The following is a 25,350-nucleotide window of genomic DNA, read 5'->3' as shown; positions in this document are numbered from 1 at the left end:
ATGACTGACGTATTGTCGAAAAGTCATTCACTCACATGGGTGAATCGCTCTTAAAGGTTTGCCTATGGAGCATTAAAGCCCACAGAGTGATGTCACCTCAGTTTGGCCTTGAGAAAGCCAAGTTCAGGCAAAATCCTTGCGAGTGAGGAGAGACCCATGTTCCACGCTTCCACCCCCGCGGGCCCCGGGCAGCGGCTCCGCGCGGCGATCGCGGACCAGGGCACCACCCCCCTGATCGGCGTCCACGACATGTACTCGGCCTCCATCGCGGCCGAGCACTACGACGGCATGTTCGTCTCCGGGTTCGGCTTCGCCGCCTCCTACTACGGCCTTCCGGACATCGGTTTCATCGCCTGGCCCGACATGGTCGCCTTCGTCGAACGGCTGCGCGGCGCGTTCCCCCGGCACCACCTGCTGGTCGACATCGACGACGGCTACGTCGATCCCGAGGTCGCCTGCCACGTCGTGCGCCGGCTGGAGGCCATCGGCGCCTCCGGCGTGATCCTGGAGGACCAGAAGCGCCCGCGCCGCTGCGGGCACGCCGACGGCAAGCAGGTCCTCCCGCTGGAGGAGTACCTGGCGAAGCTCGAACTCGTCCTCGCCGACCGCACCGACCTCCTGGTGGTCGCCCGCACCGACGCCACGGAGGAGCAGGACATCCTGCGCCGCGCCCGTGCGCTCGCCGAGACGGACGCCGACGTGGTGCTCGTCGACGGCGTGCGCAGCGAGGACTGGATCCGCCGGATCCGCAAGGAGGTCGGCGACAAGCCGCTGCTCTTCAACCAGATCGCGGGCGGCAAGTCCCCCCGGCTGTCGCTCTCCGAGCTGACCGAGCTCGGCGTCGACGTGGCGATCTACAGCACCCCGTGCCTGTTCGCGGCCCACCAGGCGATCGACGAGGCGCTCACCGGTCTGAAGACCGCCGACGGACGGCTGCCCGCCACGGCCGGGCAGAACAATCCGGTCGGCGTGCGGGAGTCCACCGAGCTGCTGGAGCGGAACATCGCCCGCTCCCGCCGGCTCGCGGACGTGACGGTGTGAGCCCCGGGCCGCGCCGGCCCGCCCCGTCCTCGGCGGCCGCCGCGTTGCGGGCCACCGTCCCGGGGCTGACCGGGGCCTGCGCCCTGCTCGCGGTCGGCGCGGTCCCGGCCGTCGCGGGCGGAAGTCCGGTCACGGTCATCGACAACTCCAACGCCGCCCTGCTGAAGGTCGACCGCATGGCCAACGTCCAGCAGGGCGGCGGGGCGGCGGGGAGTGACCACGACGGCTCCGGATCGCTGATCGGGGGCCTGGTCGGCGGCGGAGGTCCGCCATGACGGCCCCCACCGAACGCCCGACCCCCGCTGCACGCCCGACCCGCACCGCACGCCCGACCCGCCCACGACGCCGGCGCAGGTTCGATCCGTACCTGCTCGCACTGGCCGGGGCGGTCGGCCTGGCCGCGCTGTTCCCGGTTTCCGGGGCCTCGGCCCGAATCGCCGCGACGGCCTGCGACATCGCGGTGGCGCTGCTGTTCTTCCTCTACGGGGCCCGGCTCTCCACCCGCGAGACCCTGGCCGGGCTGCGGCACGTGAGGTTGCACGGGCTGGTGCTCGCCGCCACCTTCGCCCTCTTCCCGCTGCTCGGCCTGGCCACCGCCCTGCTCACGCCGGTGCCACTGACCGAGCAGTTGCAGGCCGGGGTGCTGTTCCTCTGCCTGGTGCCGTCCACGGTGCAGTCCTCCGTGGCGCTCACCGGGGCCGCCCGGGGCGACGTCCCGGCGGCGATCTGCGCGGGGACGTACTCCAGCCTCGCCGGGCTGCTGCTCACTCCCCTCCTGGTCGCCGGGCTGCTGGGCTCGCACGCCGGGCTCTCGGCGGACGGGCTGCTGCGGATCGGTCTCCAGTTGCTGGCGCCGTTCCTGCTCGGGCAGGCCCTGCGGCCGTGGATCGGCGGCCTGGTCTCCCGGCACAAGCGGGTGCTGACGCCGGTGGACCGCGGTTCGATCCTGCTGGTCGTCTACACCGCGTTCAGCGCGGCGGTGGCCCAGGGCATCTGGCACCAGGCGACGCCCGTCGCCCTGCTCGGGATGGTCGTGGTCCTGCTCGCCCTGCTCGCGGCCGCCCTGGCGGCCACCGGGCTCGGCGCACGCGTGCTGGGGCTGGACCGGCCGGCCGCGATCGCGGCGATGCTGTGCGGCTCCCAGAAGAGCCTGGCCAACGGGCTGCCGATGGCGACCGTGCTGTTCGGGTCGGAGGCGGGGGCGATGGTGCTGCCGCTGATGGCCTACCACCAGCTCCAGTTGCTCGTCGGCACCGTGCTCGCCGGCCGCTGGGCCCACGCCCCGGCCGACAGCGCCGACGCCACCGACGCCACCGACGGTCCGGCCCCGCCGGCGGTCAGGGAACCGGCCGCGCCGCCAGCCTCCGGTTGATCCCCCGGCGCAGCCGCGCCGAGGCCCCGGGCTGCTGCCCCAGCCGGAGCAGCAGCCCGGCGGCCGGCTCCGTCCGTCGGGCCAGCTCCAGCACGGCAGCGTACGGGCGGTCGCCCTCCCGCAGGCGTTCGGCCAGCACGGCGACCAGCCCCTCCAGCTCCGCACCGGTCAGCGCGGGGTGGGCGGCCACCAGCCGGAGCAGGTGGTTGTCGTTGGCGATGCTGTTCCGCCGGACGGACAGCGCGGCCAGCAGGTCGGCGGGCGCGGCGGCGTTCCGGGCGATCGCGTGCCAGACGAACGGGTAGTCCGCCCGAGCCAGTCGGCGCAGGACCTCCGGGTCCGCCGTCCGCTCGGCCACCCGCAGGTAGTCCCCGCCGTGGTGCAGTTCCCCGTCCTCCGTCATGGCGCGGGAGCCTAGCAGTCGGCGCGCCGCCCTCAGCCCCAGGCCGCCGGGGTGCTGAGGACGGTGTCCGGCAGGACGGGCAGCGGGCCCGGTGCGGGGAGCGTCCAGGCCTCCGGGTCGGGCGCGAACGGGCCGGTGCGGTCGTGGAGTTGGGCCAGGGCCTGGTCGCGGGCCCGGTCCACCTGACGGTGGGTGGCGTCGTCGATCACGCCGAGCCGCCGGGCCTCGGCGTACTCGTCCTCGTCCTTCCAGGTGTGGGAGGCGAGGTCGGGGGTGACGACGAGGTCCAGGTAGAGGTCGAAGGTGTCGATGCCGATGGCCGTCCGCAGGTACGGGAGTTCGAAGTTGACGTACCAGCACAGCGGGCGGCCCTCGGGGCTGAGGAACCGGTGCACGCTGTACGGTTCCCCGGCGGTGAAGCGACCGATCACCACGGTGTCGCGCCAGGTCCAGTGGTCGAGTTCCCAGCGGCCCGTGGCCAGGTCGTCGAGGCCGCGTCTGCGGGCGGCGACGTCGCCGTGGCGCCGGGAGGTGGTCCAGCCGGCGGGGGCGAGGCTCTCGGTGCCGGGGCGGGCGGTCAGGGTCAGGGTGGCGCCGTCGTCCGCGAGCACGGTGTACGGCATGGCCGTCCAGATCCGGCCGCCCACGACGTCCCGGCGTACGGCGGTGCTCCCGGCCGGGAAGAGGTGGGCCGTCACCGGGCGTAGTACGGGCGGTGATGGGCGGCCACCGGCGCGGACTGGTAGGTCCAGACCCCGGCGGCCGGGGCGTCGCCGATCAGCAGGGCGAGGTCACGGGCGGCCTCCTCGGCCGGGTTGCCGAGGTCGAGCCGGACCCGGTCGGCGGTGCGGTCGTCCAACGCGTAGTAGCGGTAGGGGTGGTGGACGTTGAGCGGGCCGGCGAGCAGCTTGCCCTCGTCGTCGGTGCCGTAGCCGGTGATCGGGGTGCTGTCGACGGACTCGGGGGTGAGGCCGGTCAGGTCGACGTCCAGGGCGAGGATCTCCTCCTGGTGCCGGCGCAGCCCGGCCGTGCCCGACCCGGCCGTGCCCGATCCGTCCGCGCCCAGTTCGGCCCGGCGGCAGGAGATGCTCCACCGTTCGCGCACGGCGGCCGCGTTGAGCGAGGGCAGGGTGGTCTCGAACCAGCCGGGGTGCTTGGGTTCGGCGTACAGCCGCCGCCCGGCGTCGATGGCGAGCGGGTTGTCGCACAGCACGTGCAGCCGGGCGATGCCGAGCAGCTTGGTCTGGTCGTAACCCCGGGCGTACTGCCCGTAGTTGACCACCGGGATGCGCTCCTCGGCGAACACCGGGTGGGCGATCAGGTTGATCTCCAGCTCCTCGGTGATGCCGCCGCCGTGGGGGTACTGGGCGAAGTACAGCTGGTAGTTGAGCGAGACGCAGGCCCCGCCGTCGAAGACGGCGGCGGTCAGGGCGGGGTGGCGCTTGTCGAGCAGTCGGCGGGCCCGCTCGGGCTCCACCAGGTAGTCGACGCCGATGTTGTGCAAGGCGCCGTAGTGGAAGGGCAGGTGGTACGGCTCCGGGACGGGCGGCAGCGGCAGGCCGGTCATGAGGGCTCCGAGGGCGAGGAAGAAGGCGGGGAGGAAGGCAGGGAGGGCGCGGAGAGGGCGGCCGGCCGGCGCAGCGCCAGCAGGTCCTGGTGGATCCGTTCGGCGCTGCGCAGCGCGAGGGCGGCCATGGTGAGCGAGGGGTTGGAGGTGCCGAGCGAGGGCATCGAGCCGCAGCCGACGGCGTACAGGTTGGGGTGGTCCCAGCAGCGCTGCCACTGGTCGACCACGGAGGTGCCGGGCGCGTCGCCCATCAGGTGGGTGCCGCCGGCGGTGGGCGCGGCGCGTCCGGCCTCCAGGACGAGGACCCGCCAGCCCCGGGCGCCGAGGCGCTGGGCGACCAGGCTGCCGGCGAAACCCGCGCCGACGACGACGGCGTCCCAGCGGGTGTCGTCGCTCCCCGGACCGTTCCGCCGCGCTCTCACCGCCGCTCACCTCCGCGCGGCGCCTCGGCCCGGCTGCCGTGGCCGGGGGCGGCGGCGCCGGGCGGGCTGGCGCGGAAGGTCCGCCAGACCAGGCCCTGGTCGTGGGCGCGGGCGGAGCTGGGGGCTTCGCCGGGCCAGGCGCCGATGTACCAGAGGTGGACCAGGGCGTGCTCGTCGCGGACCCGGTGGGCCAGGGCGGTCCGGTGGTGTTCGTCCGCCATGCCGGTGGCGCGCAGTTCGGGGACGTCGAAGCCGGTCAGTCCGGCGCAGACGCGCAGGAACTCGTCGAGGTCGGCCAGTTCGCCGTCCTCGACGAGGCCCCAGTTCCCGTACCGCTCTTCCGGCCCGCACCGGTCTTCCGGCCCGTACGGCTCCTCGCTCCGGTACGGCTCCTCGCTCTCGTCCGGGCCCTCGGTCCGGTGCACTTCTGCTGTGGTGCGATCGTCTGCGGTGCGATCGTCGGACACGGACATGCGGGCACCCCCACGATCGTCGGCGGATGGCCAAGGCATGACAGACGCGCGCCACCCCGGCACGATGCACCTGCCCAGCGCGATCCTGCCGCCCGGGCGGGCCGCCGGGAACCGCGTGCCCGAAGGTGCCCGGTCTTGACCATGTACTGACCGATCAGGACTCTTACCCGGCCGGTCCCGGACCGCTTTCCGCTCGGCCCGGCGCACGCATCAGCCCCCACGCGCGCATCAGCCCAGCGCGCGCACCGCCGCCAGTACGTCCAGGCCGAGCGCCGGGTCCGCCTCTTCGGGCAGGTTGACGGACAGCCGGGTGACCAGCCCCGCGTACCGGCGGTGGATCTCCCGGGCCGCCTCCTCCACGGTGCCGGAGACCGCGAAGGTGTCGAACACCTCGTCCGAGACCAGCGCCGTCATCTCCGCCCAGCGCCCGCGCACCGAGTGGGTGTGCAGCTCCTCCTGGAGGTCCTCCCAGCCGTGCTGGGCCAGCACGGGGCGGTAGGCCGGGGTGGAGGCGTAGAAGGCGAGCCGCTCGCGCACCCCGGCCCGGTTGGCCGCCAGCTCCTCCTCCGTCCGGCCGGTGGCGGTGAGCACGTTGCCGACGATCTCGAACGGCCGCCCGGTCCACCCGGCGCCCTCGGCCTCCGCCTGCTCGCGCGCCCCGACCAGCCCGGGCAGCACCTGCTCGGCCAGGTAGGCGGTGGAGGAGAACGGGTGGGCGAGGAAGCCGTCGGCCACCGCCCCCGCCGTGCGGGTCATCAGCGGCCCGACGCCCGCGAGCAGGATCCGGGGCACCCCGGCCGGGACCGGGTCGGGCGAGAAGACCGGCGTCATCACCGTGTGGGTGTAGAACTCGCCCCGGAACCGCAGCCGTTCACCGGTCTGCCAGCTGTGCCAGATCGCCCGCACCGCGTGCACGTACTCCCGCATCCGGGCGGCCGGACGGTCCCAGGGCATCCCGAAGCGCTTCTCGATGTGCGGCTTGACCTGCGAACCCAGCCCGATGACGGCCCGTCCGCCGGAGGCCGCGTGCAGCCCCCAGGCCTGGTAGGCCAGCGTCATCGGGGTACGGGCGAAGGCCACCGCGATCCCGGTGGCCAGCTCGATCGACCGGGTGCGGTCGGCGGCCCGGGCGAGCTGGAGGAACGGGTCGTAGGCGGTCTCGGCGACCACCAGCCGGTCCATGCCCCGGCGTTCGGCCTGCTCGGCGGCGTCCAAGATGCCCGCCGGGTGCCCGGAGGCGGTGGCGTCGAGGCGGAGGACGGCGGGTCGGTCCATGCGGGGGCTCCTGGTCACGGGGTCGACGTCACGGGGTCGACGTCACGGGGTGCCGCGGCGGGCGCCCGCCCAGCCTCCCACGCCGCCACCGGGCGACACCTCCGGCCTCCCGGGCCATTTCGCCGACCGTTAACGTGGGAGGCATTCCGAGGGAGGAGCGTCCCATGCTCGTACAGCCCGTCGCCCACACCACCGAGGGAGCCGTCCGCGGCCTCCTGGACCGCGGACTCGCCGTCTTCCGCGGCCTCCCGTACGGCCGGCCGCCCGTCGGGGCGCTCCGCTTCGCCGCCCCTGCCCCGCCCGAACGCTGGGACGGCGTCCGCGAGGCCTTCGAGTTCGGCCCCGTCGTCCCCCAGTCCGGGCCGCTGCAGGCCGAACCGACCACCGGCACCGACTGGCTGACGCTCAACGTCTGCACCCCGGCCCCGGACGCGGCCGGGCTGCCGGTGCTGGTCTGGATCCACGGCGGCGGCTTCATCTCGGGCACCGCCGGCGACCCGCTGTACGACCCGGTCGAGACGGCCCGGGCCGGGCTGGTCGTGGTGACCGTCAACTACCGGGTCGGCGCGGAGGGCTTCGCGCTCCTCGACGGCGCCCCCGCCAACCGGGCCTTCCTCGACCAGATCGCGGCCCTGGAGTGGGTGCAGCGCAACATCGCCGCGTTCGGCGGCGATCCCGGCCGGGTCACCATCGCCGGCCAGTCCGCCGGGGCCTCCTCGGTGGCCGCGCTGCTGACCATGCCCCGCGCCCGCGGACTGTTCCACCGGGCCGTCGCCCACTCCGTCGGCGGCAACCTCGCCACCCCCGCCCTGGCCGCCGAGGTCACCGCCGCCCTGGCGGAGCGGCTCGGCGCCGCCCCCACCGCCGCCGGCCTGGCCGAGGTCGACCCCTGGAAGCTGGCCGCGGCCGTCACCGACCTCGGCGCCGCGCTCCCCGGGCACCTCGCCCGCTGGGGGCGGCTCGCCCACACCGGCGTCGCCACCGTCCCGGTGGTCGACGGCGAGGTCCTGACCGAGGAGCCCTGGGCCGCCCTGGCCGCCGGGCGGGCCGCCGGGACGGAACTGCTGGTCGGCCACACCCGGGACGAGTTCCGGCTGTTCGCCGTCCTCGCCGGCCGGCACGGGAACTTCACTGAGCAGGACGCCGCCCTCGCCCTGGACCAGCTCGCCCCGCACCCGGACGGCCCGGGCGCCTACCGCGCCGCCTTCCCCGGAGCCACGCCCGGGGAGCTGGTCGAAGCCGTCTTCTCCGACTCGCTGTTCCGGATGCCCTCGCTCCACCTCGCCGAGGGCAACACGGCGGCCGGCGGCACCTCGTACCTCTTCCAACTCGCCTGTCCGGCCCCCGCCCTGGGCGGGGCGTTCGGCGCCTGCCACGGCCTGGACGTCCCGCTGTCCTTCGGCACCCTGGACAGCCCGATGGGCCGGCACCTCCTCGGCGACCTGCCCGGCCCGGAGGCCGTCGAGGTCTCCCGGGAGCTGCGGCAGGCCTGGGCCCGGTTCGTCACCACCGGCGAGCCCGGCTGGGCCGCCCACGAGCCGGAGCACCAGCTCACCCGGGTGCTGAGCGCCTCCCCGGAGACCGTCCGCTACCCCGGGCAGGCCTCCCGCACCATCTGGGCGGGGCGCGGCCCCACCGCCTACGACCTGGTGTGACGCCCCCGGCCCTGCCCGTCGGCAGTCAACTGCCCACCGAGGAGAGGTACTCGGCGGTCAGTTCGGGTGTGGCCAGCCAGGCGGCGTGGTCGCTCGGCTCCGCATAGGTGTTGGCCAGCCGCCGGGCGACCTCCGGGTGCTCGGCGGCGGCCGCGAAGACCGCCTGCAGGTGGTCCGGCATGGTCAGCATCGCGGCGGTGAACTCGACGGTGTGGCGGGCGTGTTGCCGCCAGAACTGTTCGGCGGTGCGGCACATCCAGTCCGCGGTGAACGGGGCGTCACCGTGCTCGCGGATCGCCCGCCGGTACGCCTCCGCCGCACGGGCGGCGCCGTTGGCGCCCTGACCGGTGATCGGGTCGTTGACGACCACCGCGTCACCGAGGCCCAGCACGTGCACGGCGTCGACGCCGGTGCCGAGTTCCGCGACCGGGCGGCGGACCACCGGGGTCACCGCGCCCCAGAGCCCGGCCCCGGCGTCGGTCGGCTCGGCGGCCCGCCAGAGCTCCGCCTCCCAGGGCAGGTACTCGGCCAACAGTGCCCGGATCCGGTCGAGTTGGAGGTCGGGCGCGGGGCCGTCGCCGAACACGTCCAGCGGGCCGCCGGGCAGCGCCTCCCAGAGCAGGATGTCGCACGGGCCGGAGCGGGTCAGGGCGGGCTGGAGGTAGAGCTCGCCCAGGCCGGGCAGGGCGTGCATCCGGGCTCGGGGCCCGGCGGCCGGGTCGGGCGCGCCGACGCCGTGCGCGTACAGGCAGGACAGCGCGCGCTGCGGCCGGTCGAACGGCGAGCGCGCGGCGTCGCGTTCGAAGATCCCGGCCAGTTCGCCGCGCCCGGCCGCGACCACGGTCAGCCGGTGCCGCCGGGCCAGCTCGTGCAGCCCGGCCCGGTCCAGCGAGCGGTACTCGACCCGGCCGCCGCGCTCGGCGAACAGCTCCAGCCAGTGGGCGAGCTTGATCCGCTGGTCCACCGACCGGGCGGGCTCGTCCAAAGTCATGGTGAACTCCAGCGCCCGGGTGCCCGGCGGCGCGACGAGCGCGGCGTCGACCGAGTACACCGCCGGGGCCTCGCCCGCCCAGTGGTCCAGCCCGGCCGCCGCCTCGATCCGCAGCGCCGGGCCGAACATCGCCTGGGTGGACAGCACCCGCCCGCCCCGGAGCTGCTCCGGGGTGCGCTCGGCGACCAGCGTCACCTCGTCCCCGTCGGCCAGCAGCCCGAGCGCGAGCTGCAGGCCGGCCTGGCCCGCTCCGACGACGGCGATCCGGCGCATACGGTGGCCTCCCGGTGGTCTGCTGACGGCTTGTCGGCTCCTCGAACACGGTGCGTCCAGCAGGCACAGTAGCCGAGCCGCCGGGCCGCGGGCAGGGGTCGGACCGGATGGACCACCCGGAACGCCACCCCCGCACTCCGCATATCCATACAGAGCCTGAGCATGAAGCATCCGATTCGGGCCTGCCCCTGAGCGCAAAGGGATTGCCAATGTATCCATTACTCTGCAAATCTATCCACCGCTCCCGTCACTCCACCCGCTCCGAGAGGGCCGATCGACCATGCAGCCGGTGACACCCCGCGGCTTCCGGGCCATCACGACCAACATGGGCCTCAAGGACGTCGAGGACGACTTCGCCGCCGTCGTCTCCGAAGTCCCCTGCCGGTCCGCGGCGGTCTTCACCCGCTCGCGCTTCGCCGGGCCCAGTGTCCTGCTCAGCCGCGAGGCGGCCGCGCTCCGGCGCAGCCGCGGCATGGTGGTGCTCTCCCGCAACGCCAACGTCGCCACCGGGCGCACCGGGGCGGAGAACGCCGCCGAGGTGCGCCGCCGGGTCGCCGAGGTGGTCGGGATCGCCCCGGAGGAACTCGTCATCGGCTCCACCGGCGTGATCGGGCGCCCGTACCCGATGGACTCCATCCGCGCCGGGCTCGCCACCCTGAGCTGGCCCTTCCCCGAGGCCGACTACCCGGCGGCGGCCCGGGCGATCATGACCACGGACACCCGGCCCAAGTACGTCCACGCGCGCTGCGGAGACGCCGTGCTGGTCGGCATCGCCAAGGGCGTCGGCATGATCGAGCCGAACATGGCCACCCTGCTGACCTTCTTCTTCACCGACGCGGACCTCCCCGCCGCCGAACTCGACGCCCTGTTCCGCCGGGTGATGGACCGGACCTTCAACGCGCTGAGCATCGACACCGACACCTCCACCAGCGACACCGCCGCGGTCTTCGCCAACGGACTGGCCGGCCCGGTCGACCCGGCCGCCTTCGAACAGGCGCTGTACGAGTGCGCCCTGCACCTGGTGCGCGAGATCGCCTCGGACGGCGAAGGGGCGTCCAAGCTGATCGAGGTGGAGGTCTCCGGGGCCCGCGACGCCGCCCAGGCCAAGCGGGTCGGCAAGAGCGTGGTCAACTCCCCGCTGGTCAAGGCGGCCGTGCACGGCGCCGACCCGAACTGGGGGCGCGTCACCATGGCCGTCGGCAAGCTCCAGGACGAGACCGACATCGAGCCGGCCGCCGTCCGGATCGCGTTCGGCGACCTCCCGATGTACCCCGAGGAGCCGGGCGAGGCCCTCCTCGACCGGGCCCGCGCGTACCTGGGCGGCGAGGAGGTGGTCATCCGGATCGACCTGGGCATCGCCGACGGCGCGTTCACCGTCTACGGCTGCGACCTCACCGAGGAGTACGTCAAACTCAACGCCGACTACACCACCTGACCCGCCCCCGCCCGGTCACCCGCGCGGCTTCGGCCCTCAGCCGCGCAGGTGCGCGGTCAGCAGCCGCACCACCGCGTCGATCTGCTCCGCCAGGTAGAAGTGCCCGCCCTGGAAGACCCGCAGACTGAAACCACCGGTGGTGTGCCGCTCCCACTGGGCGACCTGCTCGACGGTGGCGTTGCCGTCGCTCTCCCCCACCAGGCCGGTGATCGGCTGGGGGACGACGGCGTCCGGCTCGGCCCGGTAGGTCTCGATCGCGGTGTAGTCGGCCCGCAGCGCCGGGATCACCAGCTCGCGCAGGGCCGGCACGTCGAGGATCCGCTCGTCCGTCCCGCCGAGCCGGATGATCTCCCGCAGCATGCCGTCGTCCGACAGCGCGTGCACCGAGCTGTCCCGGGGCAGCGAGGGCGCGCGGCCCGCCGAGACGAACAGCCGCTCGGGCCCGGCCAGCCCGTCCCGGGTGAAGCGGCGGGCGACCTCGAAGGCGACGGCCGCGCCCATGCTGTGCCCGAAGAACAGGACCGGACGGTCCATCCACTCGCGCAGCTCCTGGTAGAGCTGTTCGGCGAGTTCCGGCACCGAGTGGATCGCCGGCTCCGCGAACCGGTTCTGCCGGCCCGGGTACTGGACGGCCAGCACGTCCGCGTACGGGGCCAGCGCGTTGGCGTACCCCAGGTAGTAGCTGGCCGCGCCGCCGGCGTGCGGGAAGATCACGATCCGGGCGGGAGCGGAGTCCGACGGGTTGAACCGGCGGAACCACGGGTTGTCAACGGCGGCGCTGCTGGGCATGCGGGGTGTGACCTCTCTCCGTGTCGGACTGTGCTCACCCCAGTCTCGCAGCGCGCCCGCCGCGCCGGGGGCTGTTACGGCGCGCCGCCCCGATCACGCGCCGCTCCCCAGCCCTCGCTCAGCCCTCCTCAGTCCTCTTCGGAGTCGCCCGGCAGCGCCGCCCACGGGTCCTCACCCGGATCCGGGTCGGTGACCCAACCGGCCGCCAGGACCAGCCCGGAGAGCCGGTGGACGGCGAGGAAGCCGAACGGGCGGCCGAAGTCCACCTGGACAAAGCGCCGCAGGTACGGCGGCCTCCGGGAGCCTCCCGCGCCGGCGACCGCGATCCCCATGGCCGTCACCGAGGCGGCCCGGAACCCGCGGGCACCGAAGGACGCGGTGGCCGCCTGGCGCGCGCTGTCGACGAACAGCGGCCACGCACCGTCGTGCAGGCCCGGCAACCGGTCCTCGGTCTCGGACGGGGTGGCGAGCGTCTCCAGCCCGAACAGCGCGCGGCGGGCCCGCAGGTCGTGGTCGGCCCCGACGGTGAACTTCGGGACGGCCGCGAACAGGACGTCCTCCGGTACGAACCGCCGCACCGCCTCGATGCTCAGCCCGGGGCCGGCGTCGCCGAAGGGCAGCCGGTCGGCAGGGGTCCGGCGGTGCCGCTGCGCGAGCGCCCCGATCCCGGCGGCCAGCACACCCCCGGGCGCGGCCTCGGGCTCGCCGAGCAGCAGATGGACGGTGATGTCGCGGTAGCCGAGCACCTGCAGCTCGGTCACCGGGCCGACGGGCGTCTCCAGCAGGGCGGCGCGGTCCAGCAGGGGCGTCGCCCTGGTCAGGTAGTGGACGGCCCGGTCCCAGCCGTCCGCCCTGGGCTCCCCGAAGGCGCCGTAGTCCCTGAACGGCTTGATCCACTCCGTCCGGACGGTGAGCGCCGCGGCCAGCACCAGCCGGGAGTCCGGGGTCAGCTGGATCGGCATCTCCTCGATCGCGCCGTCGGTCCGCTCGACCGCCCAGGCGTCCAGCAACGCGCGGTCCCGCTCCCGGTCACCGGTCAGCCGGCCGGCCAGGTCCGCCGGGACGGAGGCCAGCCACTCCGGGCGCAGCCTCAGCCGGTCATCGCTCCACACCCCGAGCGCCGAGCGCACCGCCGGGATGGACCGCAGCAGGCCGAGCAGTTCACCGGCCCGCTCGGCGGCGGCCGCGACCGGCACCCCGAGCGCCTGCGCCAACTCGCCCTGGACGGCGGTGCTTCCGGCCGGGGCCAGCAGCCCGAGCAGCGGCCAGACGCCGGCCGGCATCAGGACCGTCCCGCGCCGCAGGTCGGCCTGCCCGACCCAGCGCTCCCCCATCGCATTGGCGGCCCGTACCGCCTCGGCCCTGCTCATCGGCTCCCCCGTGCTCGCCCGTCCGGTGCGCCGAGCGTAGAGGGGTGCACCCTGCGGGGCCCAACGGTTTTCCGGCCCAGCGGCTTCGGCCGGGAGGTCTCGATCCGCCCCATCCGCCCAGGCCCTCCGCTCAGGCCCGTCGAACGGCCAGCACGGCCGAACTCCCGGGCGTGGTCAGCACTTCGCTCGCCTCCAGCGCCGGATGCGTCAGGTAGCGCAGGCGCAGCCCGTCGACCTCGCCGGCGAAGCGGGGCGGCCAGTGCGTCGAGGGCGTGAAGTCGTCCAGGAGCAACAGGCCACCGGGGGCGAGCAGTTCGACCACCCCGTCGGGGTCGTCCCGCTTGCCGCCGCCGTCACAGAAGAACACGTCGAAGGGCGCGTGCTCCGCCAGCAGCCGCCAGTCCCCGTTCAGCACCCGCACCCGTGTGTCCGCCCGGAACAGCTCCCTTGCCTCTTCGGCGAGCCGCTCGTCCCGTTCGACCGTGACCAGCCGACTGCCCGGGCCCAGCCCGCTGCTCAGCCAGGCCGCGCCGACGCCCGCGCCCGTGCCGCTCTCGGCGACCGTCCCGCCCGGCTTGGCCGCAGCGGCGAACGCCAGCAGCCGGCCGACCTCCCGGGTGCAGCTCTTGGTGAACCCCAGCCGCGCCGCCACCCGCTCGGCCGCCAACACCCCGGCGGGAACGCCTCGTTCCGCTTCGCCCGTCATCCGCTCCGCCACTCCCTCCGACTCGCCGTCCATCATGCCGGGCCGCACCCCGCCCGGCCGGGAGCGTCCACCGGTCCGGTAGAACTGGGGCTGTGAGGATCAAGGGCGTCACCTATGACACAGGCACTCCGACCGTCGACGGCTCGGTCACCCGACCGGAGCTCACGGCCGCGACGATGGAGCGTGAACTCGCCGCCATAGCGGGCGAGTTGAACTGCACCGCGGTACGGATCACCGGCGACGACGTCACCAGGCTGCGGCAAGCGGCGAAGACGGCGACCAGGCTGGGCCTGGCGGTGTGGATCTCCCCGATGTCGCCGAACGCCGACGAGGTGGCGACACTCGGACTGATCACCGCCGCGGCCGAGGTCGCCGGCGAGCTCCACCGCGCGGGCGGGGACGTCACCCTGGTCATCGGCTGCGAGCTGAGCGTCTTCATGGCCGGCCTGGTGCCCGGCGCGGACATCGCCGCCCGACTGGCCTCGCTCGCCGACCCGATGGGCTGGCCGCCGGAGTACTTCGCGGCGGGCCCGCCGCCGGTCCGGTTCAACGCCCTGCTGGCCGATGCGGTCGCCGCCGCCCGGCAGCACTTCGCCGGTCCGGTCGGCTACGCCGCCGGGCTCTGGGAGGACATCGACTGGACGCCCTTCGACCTGGTGGCGGTCGACGCCTACCGTGACGCGGCCAACGCCACCACCCTCCGAGCCACCCTGGAGTCGCTGCACCGGCACGGAAAGCCGGTGGTGGCGGCCGAGTTCGGCTGCGCCACCTTCACCGGGGCGGCCGACCACGGCAGCGCGGCCTGGATGCTGGTCGACCGCTCGACCGGCACGCGCCGCCCGCGCCCCGGCCTGGTCCGCGACGAGGCGGCCCAGGCCCGTGAACTGGCCTCGTTGATCGACCTGTTCACCGCCGCCGGGCTGGCCGGCGCCTTCGTCTTCACCTATGTGACCCCCGCCTACCCGGCGGCCGCGGACCCCTCGGACGACCTCGACACCGTCGGCTACGGTCTGGTCCGCTCCTGGCCGGACGGGCGCACCACGCCCAAGGCCGCCTTCGCCGCGGTCGCCCGGGCCTACGGCGCACCGGGGGTGCCCTCGACCGCGTGACTGGGTGGATCTCCACCGGGGAGCCGGACCGGCCCCCCGGCTCCGGCCGACCGGCTGATCCGGTCGCCACAGGTCACACCCGTGTCCGCGGACCGGATCAGCCGGGACGGCCTGTCACGCGAAGCGGGAGCTCCTGACCGGGCCGGCGGAGCCGATGCGGTCGCGCGGGCCTGCGGCGGGCCAGCTGGTCGCGCGGGTGGCGAAGGCCAGGAGGGTGTCGTCCGTGTCGGGCGGGGTCCGGCCGTCGCCCTCCGGCGCGGTCGAAGGGGCGGCCAGGATCGCCTCGGCGAGTTCCTCGGCCGAGCGCCGGTCCGGCTCGGCCTCCGCCGGTTCGCCGTCCTCGCCGAACTGCAGGCCGGGCTCCCAGGGGGCGTTCACGATCTGCCCCAGCAGGGTGGAGACGTCGGCCGTCACGGCGGGCGGGTCGGTCCAGCAGGTGGCGTGCTCGAACAGGAGCTGGCCCTCCGCCCGCTCGTGCAGCTGCGCCAGCTCGGCGGGATCGCACTCGTTCAGGTCGTACGCGACCACCAGCACCCCCGGCGTGCCCGGCTGGTACGGCGCCGTCGGCACCCCGAGCAACCGCGCCGCCGCCAGCCCGAGCGCCCGGCTGCCCCGGTCGGCCAGCAGTGCGACCGAGGCGGGCTTGCGGTCGGTGGCGGCCAGCACGGCGCGCAGGCGCTCCAGACCGTACCGGCAGTACCCGAAGTCGTCCTGCAGGTAGGCCCAACGGCCGGTCATGCCCTGGTCGAAACCGTGCGGCGAGAGGGTGGTGAGCAGACCACCGGTGAGCACGTAGTGCCAGCCGCGCAGGTCCCGGTCGTCGACCGGCGGCAGGGCCGCGGCCCGCTCCAGCATCCGCCCGACCCGCTGCCCCGGGCCCACCCAGACCCCCTCGGGGGCCGACAGCGCCGCGTACACCTCGCGGGCCGGCGCGATCTGCCCGCTCATCAGCGCGTTGTAGACCGTCAGGTACCGGTCCGGCCAGTCGCCGAGCCGGGCGTCGTGCTCACGCAGCACGGCCAGCGCCTCGGCGTGCCGCTCGCAGCCCTCCAGGGCGGAGACCAACTCCAGCAGCACCTTGCGCAGGCCGAGCTGCTGGGCCGCCTGCACCTTGGGCTTGCGCCGGAACAGGCCGGTGCGCTCCGGGGCGGCGGGCGGCGCCTGGACCAGCCGCAGCGCCTCCCGCAGCGCGGGGACGGCCACCGCGTCGATGCCGCGCTCGACGCAGGCGTAGCCGTAGGTGTAGAGCCGGTCGGCCTCCCCGGGCCTGGCCGCCAACGCTGTCGAAGCCTCTGCCAGATCCTCGAAACCGGCACCCTCGGCCAGCTTGGCCACCAGCGGTGCGACCTCGGCGGGCGGGAGCCGGTCCGCGACGGAGCGCAGCGCCCGCATCGCTCCCTGCGAGTCGCCGGACTCGAAGAGCTCCCATGCTTCGGACAGTTCGGTGGCCATGTGTCTCCAGGGGTCGGGGGGTGTCAGGACCTCAGGATGATCCTTGATCGACCGCCGTCCGGGCAACCCGGTTTCCCCTGGCCGGCGCCCCCGCCGACCGGCGGGTCATCCCGTCCGTCCGGTGTGGTGCGGCCAGTCCTCGAAGGTCATCACGTCGGGGTGCAGGCGGCGCGGTGGTCAGAACCGAGACCGTGAGCGGTGGACAGGACCTGCGGGAGGTCGTGGTCGCCGTGGTCGCCGGTCCAGCGGTAGCCGGCCTCGGCGAGCAGGCCGTCGGTGTGCCGCGAACCGGTGGCGCGCGGGCTCATCCACCCCGTCGGGCCGGACCGCCCGACCCACGACTGACCTCAGCGCGGCGCCCCGAAGGTGGCCGCCTCCGCCCGCGACCGGGAGACGGCGTCGAGCAGCAGCACCGACGCCGCCTCCGGGGTCGGCACCGGCCCACCGGACCGGGCGTACCGGGTGAACTCCGCCGACAACCGTCCCAGGCTCCGGTGGTGCCGGGCGAACACCCGGGCGGAGGCCCGCCGCCCACGGGCCCGCTGGCCGTCGAGGGCGGTGGCGGCGCCGACGTCGAGCAGCACCAGGTGCAGTTCGCGGCCCTGCCGGCCGGCCTCCCGGGCGAGCCAGCGGCGCATCCAGGCGCGGCTGCCGCAGTCGTGCACCAGCAGCGGGCCGCCGCGCCGCACCGAGGCGCGCAGCAGCCGGAAGTGCTCCAGCCGTGCCCAGGGCCGGTACACGGCGTACGGCAGTCCGGCGGGCATCACCGCCTCGCAGGCCTCGTGCACCGTCCGGGGGTCCACCGTCGCCGCCGCTCCGCCCGCCGCCCAGCGCCGCAGCAGGGTGCTCTTGCCGGCCCCCGGCAGGCCCGAGACCACCACCACGGCATCGGCCGGGTACGCCACGACGAACCCCGCCCCGGCCTCGCCCCGCAGGTCCAGCACCCCGCGCGGCGCCACGACCGCCGTCCCCACCTCGCCGCCCACCGCTCCCCCGCCGCCATCCGTCCGTCCGTCCGACCGACCAACCGACGACCCTAACAAGGCCGTGGCCCGCGCCCGCGCCCGCGGGTACGCCGGTCCGGGCGACCGCGGCGCGCGGCGCCCCCCGCCCAGGGGGCTGACGCCTCGTCAGTCGCGGAAGGGTGAGCATGACAGAGCCTGGGCGGACGTACACCGAACCGGGGCTGCCCGCGATCCCGCTGAACGGGCCCGGCAAGCCCGGCCTGCCGGCGCTGCGCGCCCTGGGGGCGCGCAAGGGAGTGTGACGCGCCCGTCCGATGCTTCGAGCGCCCGCGCGGGCCACCTGTCGCACCGCAGTCGGCGGGAAGAACCGAGCGTGGGCACTCGACCGTGCGGGCCGAGCTGCCGATACACCCCGGCGGCGCTCCCTCGCACCGTCCCCAGGAGGCACTCCCTTGACCTGGCTCCGCGTCCTGACCGCACTGGGCATCCTCGCCGTGGCGGCCAGTGCCCTGCTCGTCTTCGCCCGCTGTACCGGCGCCTCCCGGGGGGAGCGGGCCGGCGGCGCCGCGCCGCCCGACCTCCGGAAGGACGCCGAGGGCAGCGGCCTCTTCCCGCGGATGGGCGGCGACGGCTGAGCCCGCCTCAGCTCCCGGCGACGTCGTCCGGGCGGACCTCGATGTGGTCGGCCGCGAGGTCGACCGCGACCCGGTGCTCCATCCCGAGCGCCTCCAGGAACTTCACCGGCAGCTGCACCCGCCCGGTGCGGTCCAGCATCACGTACTCGCGCTCGTTCACCGACTCCTCGCCGTGCTCGTCCGTCACGGTGCGGCGCAGCACCTCGCTGCTGGTCCGGCCGTCCCGGATCGCCACCGTGCGGCGGACCTCACCCGCGACCATCGGGTCGTGGGTGACGATCACGACGGTGGTGCCCAGCTCCCGGTTGACGGTGCGGAAGGACTCGAAGATCACCCCCGCGGTCTCGGAGTCCAGCTCACCGGTCGGCTCGTCGGCGAGCAGCACCGGCGGGTTGTTGGCCATCGCCACCGCGATCGCGACCCGCTGCTGCTGGCCGCCGGAGAGCTCGTTGGGGCGCCGGTGGGCGAGCTCCCCGATCTCCAGCGCCTCCATCAGCTCGGCCACCCGGGTGCCCTGCTGCTTCGCGCCGAGCGCGCCGGCCCGGCGGCCGCGCAGCTGCATGGGCAGGGCGATGTTCTCGGCGGCGGTCAGGAACGGCAGCAGGTTGCGGGCGGTCTGCTGCCAGATGAAGCCCACCACCTCGCGCCGGTAGCGCAGCCGCTCCTTGGCGGACATCTCCAGCAGGTCGCAGCCCGCGACGGTCGCGGTGCCGGCGGTCGGCACGTCCAGCCCGGCGAGGATGGTCAGCAGGGTGGACTTGCCGCTGCCCGAGGCCCCGACCAGGGCGACCAGGTCGCCCTGCTGGATGGTCAGTTCCAGGCCCTGGAGCGCCTGGACCTCGATCCCCTCGGCGCTGAAGATCCGCACCAGCCGGTCGCAGGCGATGGCCGCGCCCGCTCCGTACGCCTTGGGCGAGGCGGCGGCCAGGGCCCGCTGCCGGAGCTCCTGGAGGCTGGGGGCCTCGACGGCCGACCGCTCCTGGGGGGTGCTCTTCACGGCTGCTCTCCTGTCTCGACGGTCTGGACGGTCCGGTTGATCCGGCTGCTCCGGGTGCTCCGGTTGATCCGGGTGCTCCGGTTGATCCGGCTGATCCGGCCGGTCCCGGCGCGCGGCCGGCTCCCGGTGTTCTGCACTGTCGCGGCCCGCGCCGCTGGTCCCGCTGTCACGCCTGCTCCCCCGCCCGCAGCTCGGTGGCGATCTGGCGCCGGCCGGCGACCAGCGTCTCCAGCACCACCCCGAGGCCGACCAGCAGGGCCAGGCCCCCGGTGGGCAGCAGCACCGGCACCAGCACGGGGGTGATGACCTCCCCGACCTTGGCACCGACCAGCGTCGAGATGTCGAAGGCGCCGCCCAGCAGGGCGACCGCCGCCACCGCGACCAGGCCACCGCCGACGGCCGCCGCCAGGGTCTGCGGCAGCGCCTCCGTGATGATCAGCGCCAGGCCCTGCCGGGGCCGCAGGCCCATGGTGCGCAGCCGGGCGAGCACGGCCGTGCGGTCGGGCGCGGCCCGGAACAGCGTCAGCAGCACGGCGAGCAGGGCGTACCCCGCTCCGGCGGCGGCCGCGTACCAGAACAGCCGCTCGGCGGCGTGCTGCAGCGGGTCGTCGGCGAGCGCGGCGGTGGTCTCCCGGCTGCTGTGCACGGTGTACCCGGCGGGCAGGCCGTGGGTCGCCTTGCCGGCGTCCACGGCGTTGTCCGCGACCAGCTTGGCCAGGCCCGTCGGCTGGGCGCCGCCGTTGTTCCGCAGCGCCGACCGGACCTGCTCGGGGTCGACGTCGCCGACGGCGAACCACTTGTTCGTCCGCGGAAGGTCCGGCAGGCGTTGCCAGGCGGGGCCGGCCGGGACGACGACGAACGGCTTGCCCGGGTCCGGCAGGGCGGGGGTGGCGGCGACGAGCCCGGCGACGGTCAGCCGCAGGCCGTTGCCGTTGGGTGTGCGCACCTCGGCCTGGCCGGCGGCCAGGCGCTTGGCCAGGTCGCGGCTGAGCAGGGCGGGCACCGGGGTGTCCCGGCCGCCGGAGGTGCCGGCCAGTTTCGCCGGGTCGAACTCGCCGACCCCGACGGTCCGGGCGATCTCGGCGTAGGCCGCCGGCTCGACCACCACCAGATAGGCCTCGGTGTAGTCCTGGCCGGCGGCGCCGAAGAAGCGGGCCTTGGGCTCGACCCAGGCACCGGTCGAGGCCCGGACGCCCGGCAGGGCGGCGGCGGCCTTGGTGAACGACTCGGACAGGGAACTGTAGTCCGGGAGGGACACACTGATGTCCCCGCCCGTGGTGAGGCGCGCGGCGCGGGCCCGGACGTGGTCGACGGTGTCGAGCACGGTGGCGCCGAAGCCGGTCGTGGTGACGGCGATCAGCAGGGCGAGCAGCGGCAGTACGGAGGGCCGGCGCCGGCCCGAGGTGTCCCGGGCGGCCCGGGCCAGGCCGAGGAAGCCGATCAGGCCGCGGCCGCGCCCGGCGAGGGCGGCCAGCCAGCCGACCAGCACCGGCTCGATCCGGGCCAGCAGCAGCCCGCCGGTGACGGCGAGCAGCAGCGGCGCGGCGACCAGCAGCGGGTCGAGCCCGCCGCCGGTGCCGATGCCCCGGCGGCGGACCTCTGCCACGGCCGCGACGGTGACCGCCAGGACGGCGAGTTCGCCGACCAGTCGGCGCCGTCCGCCGACCGCCCGCCGCCGCGACCACAGCAGGGCCGCGCGGACCGGGAAGGCCAGCAGTGCGATCAGGGTGGCGACCAGGGCCGCCAGCACCGCGCGTTCCCACTGGGCGGTGGGCAGCAGCACCAGGGCGAGGGCCGTGCCGAGCACCGCGGCGGGCAGGACGGTGACGGCGCCTTCGCCGAGCAGCCGTCCCAGCACCCCGGTGCGGGAGCCGCCGCGGGCCTGGAGCAGCCGGATCTCGGCGGCGCGCCGGTCGGTGGTGAGCGCGGCGGCCAGGAACAGCACCACGGCGGCGACACCGGCGACGCCGGCCGGGCCGATCGTGCTGAGCGGCAGCGAGGCCTGGTAGCGGTCGTCCGCCCGGGCCAGCAGGTCGGGCAGGCTCGAGACGGTGTGGAGGTCGGCGCGCCTGGTCAGTTCGGCCAGGGCGGTGGCGTCGCGCCCGGTCAGGAAGGAGCTGATGACGCCGCGGGTGTGGTCGAGCCGGTCGGCGTGCAGCGAGGCGGGGTCGACGGGCAGCCGCCAGAAGTTCTCGGCGTTCGAACCCCAGTGGGCCAACGCGGGCAGGCTGCCGCCGTCGACGAATCCGCTGGTCATCCAGTGCTCGTGCTCGGGGTCGGTCCGCAGGCAGGCGCGGGCCGGGCAGCCGAGGTCGTCCCAGAACGGGTCCAGGGGGTCGTTGACCTGGTAGAGGCCGACCACCACGGTGGTCCGCTTGGCGCCCGAGCCCTCGACGCCGTTGTCGATGGTGTCACCGAGCTTGATGTGGATGGTCTCGGCGGCCTTCTTGCTGATCACGATCGGCAGCGGACCGCCGACCGTGCCGGGGGTCGGCCAGGTGCCGTCGGTGAGGGTGGCCCGGGCGGCCAGGTCGTGCAGGTAGAGCAGACCGAGGGCCGGGTCGGTGTGCTTCTCCGCGAACCGGTCGTACTCCGGATTGCCCATGCCGCGCTCGACCAGGGCGCGGGCGCCGTGGGCCTGGCCCGGCTGGGTCAGCGTCAGCTGCCGGCCGACCGTCTCGGCGACCTGCCGCTGCACCCGGTCGAGTTCGACGGCGTTGTCGCCCTCCAGGGTCCTGGAGGTGGTCTGCAGACTGGCCGCGTTGAGGCCCGCCTGGTTGACGAAGTCCCGGAGCGCCGTGTCCGCGCCCCGGTCCGTGATGCGGGGGAAGGCCGCCGCCAGGAAGACGGTGATGAAGGCGAGGGCCGCCATCAGCAGCGCGGCCGGCGGGTTCGCCCGCAGTCTGGTTCGGACCCAGCGCGCGGGGCGATGGGCGGTCTCGGGGGTGGGCACGCGGGTGCCGGCCGGGGTGGTCACATCTCCTCCACGTGGCGCAGCCGGCTGGCCACGTCTCGACGGCGGCGTCCGATGAGGAAGGCCGACAGCAGCGGGGCCACCGCGATCGCGGCCGCGAACAGCAGCGCCTGGCCGACGGGCAGCTCGATCAGGGCCTCGGGCATCGGTCGGCGGGCGGCGGGCGTCAGCACGGCGAACGGGACGATCAGGTGGACGAGCAGGGCGCCGAGGGCGAGCCCGACCACCCCGCCGAGTCCGACCAGCAGGGCCTGTTCGGCCGCGACGGTGCGGGTGACCTGCTTGCGCGGCGCGCCCAGGGCGAGCAGCAGCGCGGAGTCCCGGGCGCGCTCGTGGGCGGAGCCGGCCACGGCGGCGACGAAGCCGATCGCGGCGAGCACGGCGGTGACCAGCGCGATGGCCAGCAGCGCGTTCTGCGGCGCGGCGCCCACCGGGTCGCTGAGCATTCCTTCGGAGACCTCGTCGTAGAGCTGGACGTCCTGGGAGCCGGGGGCGGCCCGCAGGGCGGCGGCGGCCTGGGCCGGGACGCGGTCGCCCGGCCCGGAGGCGGGCAGCCACCACTCGGCGTGGCTGGGCAGGCCCCGGCCCTCGGCGGCCAGCAGCCGCGCGGTGGTGGCCAGGTCGATGACCAGTGCGTTGGGGCCGGTCGCCGGCACGGCCTGGACCACTCCGGTGATCTTGACCTGGAGGATCGTCGCGGCGAACGGCACCCGGAGGACGTCGCCGACGCGGGCGCCGACGAGCTGCAGGTAGTCCTGGGTGGCGACGCCGTTCAGGACGCTCGGAGTATCCGTTCCCGCGATGTGGAGCAGGGCCCGCAGGGAGGCGCCGGTGTTGTTCCCGGTGCGGTAGTCGACGGTGAACAGCCGCCCGGCGTCGGCCGGTTCGGGCCGTACGGCGGCGGGCGGCGCGGCGCCGGCCTTGAGCGCCGGGCCGTCCAGCACCTCGCTCTGCCAGGAGAGGCCGGCCGGCACCGGAACGTCGGTCGCGGGCCCGTCGGCGCTGTCCGAGACGGCCAGCCGGTGGACGGTCACCTCGCCGCCGGCGCGGTCACTGAAGGAGACGCTCGCGCCGACCAGGCTCAGCGGTGCGGCGACGGAGCCCATCGGGGCGTCCACCAGCGTGCTCAGCGGGGCCGAGACACGCTGCTCGCCGCCGGTCGGCAGACCGGTGAACAGGACCTTGTGGACGTAGCCGAAGCGGTCCCGCAGCAGGAGGGTCAGCTCCGGCGCAACGGGGGCCACCGGAGGCAGGCCGGCGATCAGCGGCGTGGTGTTGAACTCCTGCCGGACGGCCAGGTCGGCGTCGATCCGCAGGGGGCGGCCGGGCAGCGGCACACCGGCCTTCACGCCGGTCGGCGCCGGCTGGGCGAGCCCGCCGAACACCTTTGCCCGGTCGGCCCCGCCGAGCAGGTCCTCGCGGAACGGGACGCGGTCGGCGAAGGCGGCGGAGTCCACCGCGAGCACCTGCCCGGTGCCGTTCGGCAGCGCCTGGTCCTCGCGGTCCACCGCGATCAGCCGGTCGCCGCCGGGCAGGGCGCCGTAGCGGCCGCCCTGGCCCATCAGCGCGCTGTGCGAGGCGGAGATCCGCAGGCCGCCGGCCGTGTCGAAGGCGGCCTGGTCGTACTGGGAGGCGGTCCAGGTGGCGTGCTGGCCGAACGCGAGCACCCCGGTGGCGACGGCCATGACCAGCAGCAGCACCGGCCCGGTGGCCCGGGCGGGCTGACGGGCCAGCTGCCAGCCGACCATGGCCGGGCCGAGGCCGCTGCCCCGGGCGGCGACCCGGGCGCCCAGCCGGGCGACCAGCGGCAGCAGCCGCAGCACCACCAGGGTTCCCGCACACAGGGCCAGGGTGGGGGTGGCGACCAGCAGCAGGTCGACGCCGAGGTGGCCGGAGGAGTCGGTGGACAGTCCGCCGCCGTACTGGTCGAGTTGCTGGTAGGCGAGCACGGCCAGGGCGAGCACCGCGAGGTCCCCGCCGTTGCGGGCGATGCCGGAGACCACCGCCTGGCGGCGGCCGGCCCGGCGGCGCAGCGCGGAGCCGGCGCCGCGCAGCAGGCTGGGCACGGTGGCCAGCACGATGCAGCCGAGGGCGCAGAACACGGCCACCGGCCAGAGCGTCCACCGCAGTTGGGTGTCCAGGGCGACCTGGTGGGACCGGCCGAGGCCGGCCAGGACGCGGACCAGGAACGGTGTGAGCAGCGGCGCGAACACCGCGGCCGGGAGGGCGAGCAGCACCGACTCCAGGGCGGTGAAGCCGCCGAGCCGGGCACCGGAGGCGCCGCGGGCGGCGAGCAGCTCGTTCTCCCGCTCCTGGCGGGTCGAGATCAGCCGGACCACCAGCAGCAGGGCCGCCGTGGCGAGCACCGCGAGTTGCAGGGCCCCGATCAGCAGGGTGGACCGGGCGACCAGCAGACTGGCCGACAACTCGCCGACGATGCCGGGGAGTTCGGTGTTGGCGGTGAGGCTGGAGGTCTTCCGCAGGTCGTCGGCCAGGCCCTGGGTCCGGTCACCGATGGCCTCGGCCGTGCTCTGGTCGACGCCCGCGAAGTCGGCGTCGAGCAGCCAGCCGCGGCTGCTCTGCGGCAGACCGCCCGCGGTGAAGGCGCTCTGGTCGACCATCATCGGGCCGTAGGTGGTGAACCCGCCGATCTGGATCTCGTGGCCGCCGACCGGGTCGATGTGCCAGTACGCGGCGAACGGGTCGACGGCCCGGTAGGCGCCGGTGACCCGGACGGTCAGCGGAGTGCCGTCGAGCCGGTCGGCGAGTCGGACGTCCGCGGGCAGCACCTCGGCGGTGAGGCCGAGCCGGGCCAGCATGGTCTGCGGCACGGCGACCTGTGGGGCGGCGGAGCGGACCGGCCCGGCAACGGCGCCCGGCCAGGCGCCGGCGATCAGGCTCACCCGGGCGCGGTCGAGGTCGGCGAGCACCGTCAAGTCCGCCTTGGCGGAGCTGGACTGACCACTCGCCGGGGCGCCACCCGCCGACGCTCCGGCCGCCGGCGCTCCAGCCGCCGGAGCGTCGCCTCCCGGCAGGCCGTAGGAGCGGCTGCGGAGCAGGCTGTCGGTGCGTACGGGCAGATCACCGAAGAGCTTCTGCCGGTAGGAGGCGAGTGCCTCCTCGTCCTTCTGCCGCTGGTCGAGGCCGTGTTCGGCGGTCACCACCACGGTGGTCCGGGCGTGACCCGGCCCCTGGAGCGCCTGCCGCAGGCCGGCCTGGCCGACGCTGCTGTTGAAAGTCACCAGGGCGGTCAGCACCGCCGTGGTGATCAGTACCGTCAGCAGGACGGCAGCAGCCAGCGGCAGTCGCCCGCGCAGCCTGCGCACGACGAAGCCGAGCATCAAGTTCCTCCCCCGGTTGCATCCCCGGTCGCATCCCGGCCCCCCGTCGATCCGATCCGGGCACATCTCGGCCACGGACGAACACCCCTCGGGCGCACCGGCGCA

24 protein-coding genes are annotated in these 25,350 nt (G+C 75.1%); 7 read left to right on the top strand and 17 right to left on the bottom strand.

Annotation, left to right across the window (positions count from 1 at the left end):
- The first annotated feature begins 156 nt into the window (after window positions 1-156).
- The 3 genes from ACZ3YL_RS14700 to ACZ3YL_RS14690 are packed head-to-tail and all read left to right on the top strand — an operon-like array spanning window position 157 to window position 2,413.
- Window positions 157-1,041: an isocitrate lyase/PEP mutase family protein gene (locus ACZ3YL_RS14700; RefSeq protein WP_465657498.1), complete on the top strand. Its 885-nt coding sequence runs from the start codon at window positions 157-159 to the stop codon at window positions 1,039-1,041.
- Window positions 1,038-1,316 (top strand): hypothetical protein, encoded by a 279-nt coding sequence (locus ACZ3YL_RS14695; RefSeq protein ID WP_465657496.1) that lies wholly within the window; start codon window positions 1,038-1,040, stop codon window positions 1,314-1,316. The genes ACZ3YL_RS14700 and ACZ3YL_RS14695 overlap by 4 nt, the downstream gene beginning before the upstream one ends.
- Window positions 1,313-2,413, top strand: coding sequence for a bile acid:sodium symporter family protein (locus ACZ3YL_RS14690; RefSeq protein WP_465657494.1), 1,101 nt, complete (start codon window positions 1,313-1,315; stop codon window positions 2,411-2,413). Before ACZ3YL_RS14695 ends, ACZ3YL_RS14690 begins: the two co-directional genes overlap by 4 nt.
- On the opposite strand, the gene ACZ3YL_RS14685 is transcribed toward ACZ3YL_RS14690, so the two are convergent.
- The 6 genes from ACZ3YL_RS14685 to ACZ3YL_RS14660 form a co-directional block, all read right to left on the bottom strand.
- Window positions 2,379-2,816, bottom strand: a complete 438-nt coding sequence (locus ACZ3YL_RS14685; protein WP_188302539.1) for a hypothetical protein — start codon at window positions 2,814-2,816, stop codon at window positions 2,379-2,381. The two genes, ACZ3YL_RS14690 and ACZ3YL_RS14685, sit on opposite strands and share 35 nt — an antisense overlap.
- Window positions 2,817-2,848: 32 nt before the next feature.
- Window positions 2,849-3,514 (bottom strand): ribonuclease FAU-1 family protein, encoded by a 666-nt coding sequence (locus ACZ3YL_RS14680; RefSeq protein WP_465657491.1) that lies wholly within the window; start codon window positions 3,512-3,514, stop codon window positions 2,849-2,851.
- Window positions 3,511-4,383, bottom strand: a complete 873-nt coding sequence (locus ACZ3YL_RS14675; RefSeq protein WP_465657489.1) for a hypothetical protein — start codon at window positions 4,381-4,383, stop codon at window positions 3,511-3,513. Before ACZ3YL_RS14675 ends, ACZ3YL_RS14680 begins: the two co-directional genes overlap by 4 nt.
- Window positions 4,380-4,805: a GMC oxidoreductase gene (locus ACZ3YL_RS14670; protein ID WP_465657487.1), complete on the bottom strand. Its 426-nt coding sequence runs from the start codon at window positions 4,803-4,805 to the stop codon at window positions 4,380-4,382. Before ACZ3YL_RS14670 ends, ACZ3YL_RS14675 begins: the two co-directional genes overlap by 4 nt.
- On the bottom strand, window positions 4,802-5,230 hold the full coding sequence (locus ACZ3YL_RS14665; protein WP_465657485.1) for a hypothetical protein: 429 nt from the start codon (window positions 5,228-5,230) through the stop codon (window positions 4,802-4,804). The genes ACZ3YL_RS14670 and ACZ3YL_RS14665 overlap by 4 nt, the downstream gene beginning before the upstream one ends.
- Window positions 5,231-5,506: 276 nt before the next feature.
- On the bottom strand, window positions 5,507-6,553 hold the full coding sequence (locus ACZ3YL_RS14660) for a TIGR03617 family F420-dependent LLM class oxidoreductase (RefSeq protein WP_188302543.1): 1,047 nt from the start codon (window positions 6,551-6,553) through the stop codon (window positions 5,507-5,509).
- 164 nt (window positions 6,554-6,717) lie between these two features.
- Here ACZ3YL_RS14660 and ACZ3YL_RS14655 point away from each other — a divergent pair, with 164 nt between their 5' ends.
- Entirely contained in the window at window positions 6,718-8,208 is a 1,491-nt protein-coding gene (locus tag ACZ3YL_RS14655) for a carboxylesterase/lipase family protein (protein WP_465657483.1), read from the top strand.
- A 25-nt stretch (window positions 8,209-8,233) separates the two neighbouring features.
- Here the strand turns inward: ACZ3YL_RS14655 and ACZ3YL_RS14650 are convergent, their stop codons facing one another.
- The gene (locus ACZ3YL_RS14650; RefSeq protein WP_465657481.1) at window positions 8,234-9,472 is read right to left on the bottom strand and encodes a styrene monooxygenase/indole monooxygenase family protein; all 1,239 of its coding nucleotides are present in this window, start codon (window positions 9,470-9,472) and stop codon (window positions 8,234-8,236) included.
- Between the two features lie 280 nt (window positions 9,473-9,752).
- Here ACZ3YL_RS14650 and argJ point away from each other — a divergent pair, with 280 nt between their 5' ends.
- The gene (gene argJ / locus ACZ3YL_RS14645) at window positions 9,753-10,907 is read left to right on the top strand and encodes a bifunctional glutamate N-acetyltransferase/amino-acid acetyltransferase ArgJ (RefSeq protein WP_188302546.1); all 1,155 of its coding nucleotides are present in this window, start codon (window positions 9,753-9,755) and stop codon (window positions 10,905-10,907) included.
- 36 nt (window positions 10,908-10,943) lie between these two features.
- Here the strand turns inward: argJ and ACZ3YL_RS14640 are convergent, their stop codons facing one another.
- The 3 genes from ACZ3YL_RS14640 to ACZ3YL_RS14630 all read right to left on the bottom strand — a co-directional run bounded on the left by ACZ3YL_RS14640 (window position 10,944) and on the right by ACZ3YL_RS14630 (window position 13,772).
- Window positions 10,944-11,696, bottom strand: coding sequence for a thioesterase II family protein (locus tag ACZ3YL_RS14640; RefSeq protein ID WP_188302547.1), 753 nt, complete (start codon window positions 11,694-11,696; stop codon window positions 10,944-10,946).
- A 128-nt stretch (window positions 11,697-11,824) separates the two neighbouring features.
- Window positions 11,825-13,066 carry a serpin family protein gene (locus ACZ3YL_RS14635; RefSeq protein ID WP_465657479.1) on the bottom strand — a complete coding sequence of 414 codons (1,242 nt, stop codon included), beginning with the start codon at window positions 13,064-13,066 and terminating at the stop codon, window positions 11,825-11,827.
- Between the two features lie 130 nt (window positions 13,067-13,196).
- A complete protein-coding gene (locus ACZ3YL_RS14630) occupies window positions 13,197-13,772 on the bottom strand; it encodes an O-methyltransferase (RefSeq protein ID WP_465657477.1) in 576 nt (191 codons plus the stop codon).
- 92 nt (window positions 13,773-13,864) lie between these two features.
- Here ACZ3YL_RS14630 and ACZ3YL_RS14625 point away from each other — a divergent pair, with 92 nt between their 5' ends.
- Window positions 13,865-14,881 (top strand): hypothetical protein, encoded by a 1,017-nt coding sequence (locus ACZ3YL_RS14625; protein ID WP_465657475.1) that lies wholly within the window; start codon window positions 13,865-13,867, stop codon window positions 14,879-14,881.
- Window positions 14,882-14,995: 114 nt separating this feature from the next.
- Here the strand turns inward: ACZ3YL_RS14625 and ACZ3YL_RS14620 are convergent, their stop codons facing one another.
- The 3 genes from ACZ3YL_RS14620 to ACZ3YL_RS14610 all read right to left on the bottom strand — a co-directional run bounded on the left by ACZ3YL_RS14620 (window position 14,996) and on the right by ACZ3YL_RS14610 (window position 17,319).
- On the bottom strand, window positions 14,996-16,333 hold the full coding sequence (locus tag ACZ3YL_RS14620) for a hypothetical protein (RefSeq protein WP_465657473.1): 1,338 nt from the start codon (window positions 16,331-16,333) through the stop codon (window positions 14,996-14,998).
- Between the two features lie 149 nt (window positions 16,334-16,482).
- The gene (locus tag ACZ3YL_RS14615) at window positions 16,483-16,641 is read right to left on the bottom strand and encodes a hypothetical protein (RefSeq protein ID WP_465657471.1); all 159 of its coding nucleotides are present in this window, start codon (window positions 16,639-16,641) and stop codon (window positions 16,483-16,485) included.
- A gap of 39 nt (window positions 16,642-16,680) precedes the next feature.
- Window positions 16,681-17,319 (bottom strand): AAA family ATPase, encoded by a 639-nt coding sequence (locus tag ACZ3YL_RS14610; protein ID WP_465657468.1) that lies wholly within the window; start codon window positions 17,317-17,319, stop codon window positions 16,681-16,683.
- A gap of 431 nt (window positions 17,320-17,750) precedes the next feature.
- On the opposite strand from ACZ3YL_RS14610, the gene ACZ3YL_RS14605 reads away from it, so the two are divergent.
- Window positions 17,751-17,933: a hypothetical protein gene (locus ACZ3YL_RS14605; protein ID WP_465657466.1), complete on the top strand. Its 183-nt coding sequence runs from the start codon at window positions 17,751-17,753 to the stop codon at window positions 17,931-17,933.
- A 7-nt stretch (window positions 17,934-17,940) separates the two neighbouring features.
- Here ACZ3YL_RS14605 and ACZ3YL_RS14600 read toward each other — a convergent pair whose 3' ends face one another.
- Genes ACZ3YL_RS14600 through ACZ3YL_RS14585 form a run of 4 tightly spaced genes read right to left on the bottom strand, consistent with a single transcriptional unit; the run spans window position 17,941 to window position 25,245 of the window.
- Entirely contained in the window at window positions 17,941-18,930 is a 990-nt protein-coding gene (locus ACZ3YL_RS14600; protein WP_465657464.1) for an ABC transporter ATP-binding protein, read from the bottom strand.
- Complete coding sequence (locus tag ACZ3YL_RS14595; RefSeq protein WP_465657462.1) at window positions 18,927-19,100, bottom strand: hypothetical protein; 174 nt, start codon at window positions 19,098-19,100, stop codon at window positions 18,927-18,929. Before ACZ3YL_RS14595 ends, ACZ3YL_RS14600 begins: the two co-directional genes overlap by 4 nt.
- Window positions 19,097-21,907 carry a hypothetical protein gene (locus ACZ3YL_RS14590; RefSeq protein WP_465657459.1) on the bottom strand — a complete coding sequence of 937 codons (2,811 nt, stop codon included), beginning with the start codon at window positions 21,905-21,907 and terminating at the stop codon, window positions 19,097-19,099. The genes ACZ3YL_RS14595 and ACZ3YL_RS14590 overlap by 4 nt, the downstream gene beginning before the upstream one ends.
- Window positions 21,904-25,245, bottom strand: coding sequence for an FtsX-like permease family protein (locus tag ACZ3YL_RS14585; RefSeq protein WP_465657458.1), 3,342 nt, complete (start codon window positions 25,243-25,245; stop codon window positions 21,904-21,906). The genes ACZ3YL_RS14590 and ACZ3YL_RS14585 overlap by 4 nt, the downstream gene beginning before the upstream one ends.
- Window positions 25,246-25,350 lie beyond the last annotated feature (105 nt).

This window comes from Kitasatospora sp. NPDC023176 (genome assembly GCF_055560495.1).
Note: the sequence above shows the minus strand (reverse complement) of the source record. Positions and strands in the feature narration are given on the sequence as shown.

What these genes read in the sequence shown, in the direction of transcription:
- ACZ3YL_RS14630 (WP_465657477.1), bottom strand. Translation starts at nt 13,772, where the DNA reads ATGACGGGCGAAGCGGAACGAGGCGTTCCCGCCGGGGTGTTGGCGGCC.
- ACZ3YL_RS14640 (WP_188302547.1), bottom strand. Translation starts at nt 11,696, where the DNA reads ATGCCCAGCAGCGCCGCCGTTGACAACCCGTGGTTCCGCCGGTTCAAC.
- ACZ3YL_RS14620 (WP_465657473.1), bottom strand. Translation starts at nt 16,333, where the DNA reads ATGGCCACCGAACTGTCCGAAGCATGGGAGCTCTTCGAGTCCGGCGAC.
- ACZ3YL_RS14700 (WP_465657498.1), top strand. Translation starts at nt 157, where the DNA reads ATGTTCCACGCTTCCACCCCCGCGGGCCCCGGGCAGCGGCTCCGCGCG.
- argJ (WP_188302546.1), top strand. Translation starts at nt 9,753, where the DNA reads ATGCAGCCGGTGACACCCCGCGGCTTCCGGGCCATCACGACCAACATG.
- ACZ3YL_RS14635 (WP_465657479.1), bottom strand. Translation starts at nt 13,066, where the DNA reads ATGAGCAGGGCCGAGGCGGTACGGGCCGCCAATGCGATGGGGGAGCGC.
- ACZ3YL_RS14585 (WP_465657458.1), bottom strand. Translation starts at nt 25,245, where the DNA reads ATGCTCGGCTTCGTCGTGCGCAGGCTGCGCGGGCGACTGCCGCTGGCT.
- ACZ3YL_RS14650 (WP_465657481.1), bottom strand. Translation starts at nt 9,472, where the DNA reads ATGCGCCGGATCGCCGTCGTCGGAGCGGGCCAGGCCGGCCTGCAGCTC.
- ACZ3YL_RS14685 (WP_188302539.1), bottom strand. Translation starts at nt 2,816, where the DNA reads ATGACGGAGGACGGGGAACTGCACCACGGCGGGGACTACCTGCGGGTG.
- ACZ3YL_RS14615 (WP_465657471.1), bottom strand. Translation starts at nt 16,641, where the DNA reads ATGAGCCCGCGCGCCACCGGTTCGCGGCACACCGACGGCCTGCTCGCC.
- ACZ3YL_RS14655 (WP_465657483.1), top strand. Translation starts at nt 6,718, where the DNA reads ATGCTCGTACAGCCCGTCGCCCACACCACCGAGGGAGCCGTCCGCGGC.
- ACZ3YL_RS14675 (WP_465657489.1), bottom strand. Translation starts at nt 4,383, where the DNA reads ATGACCGGCCTGCCGCTGCCGCCCGTCCCGGAGCCGTACCACCTGCCC.
- ACZ3YL_RS14690 (WP_465657494.1), top strand. Translation starts at nt 1,313, where the DNA reads ATGACGGCCCCCACCGAACGCCCGACCCCCGCTGCACGCCCGACCCGC.
- ACZ3YL_RS14660 (WP_188302543.1), bottom strand. Translation starts at nt 6,553, where the DNA reads ATGGACCGACCCGCCGTCCTCCGCCTCGACGCCACCGCCTCCGGGCAC.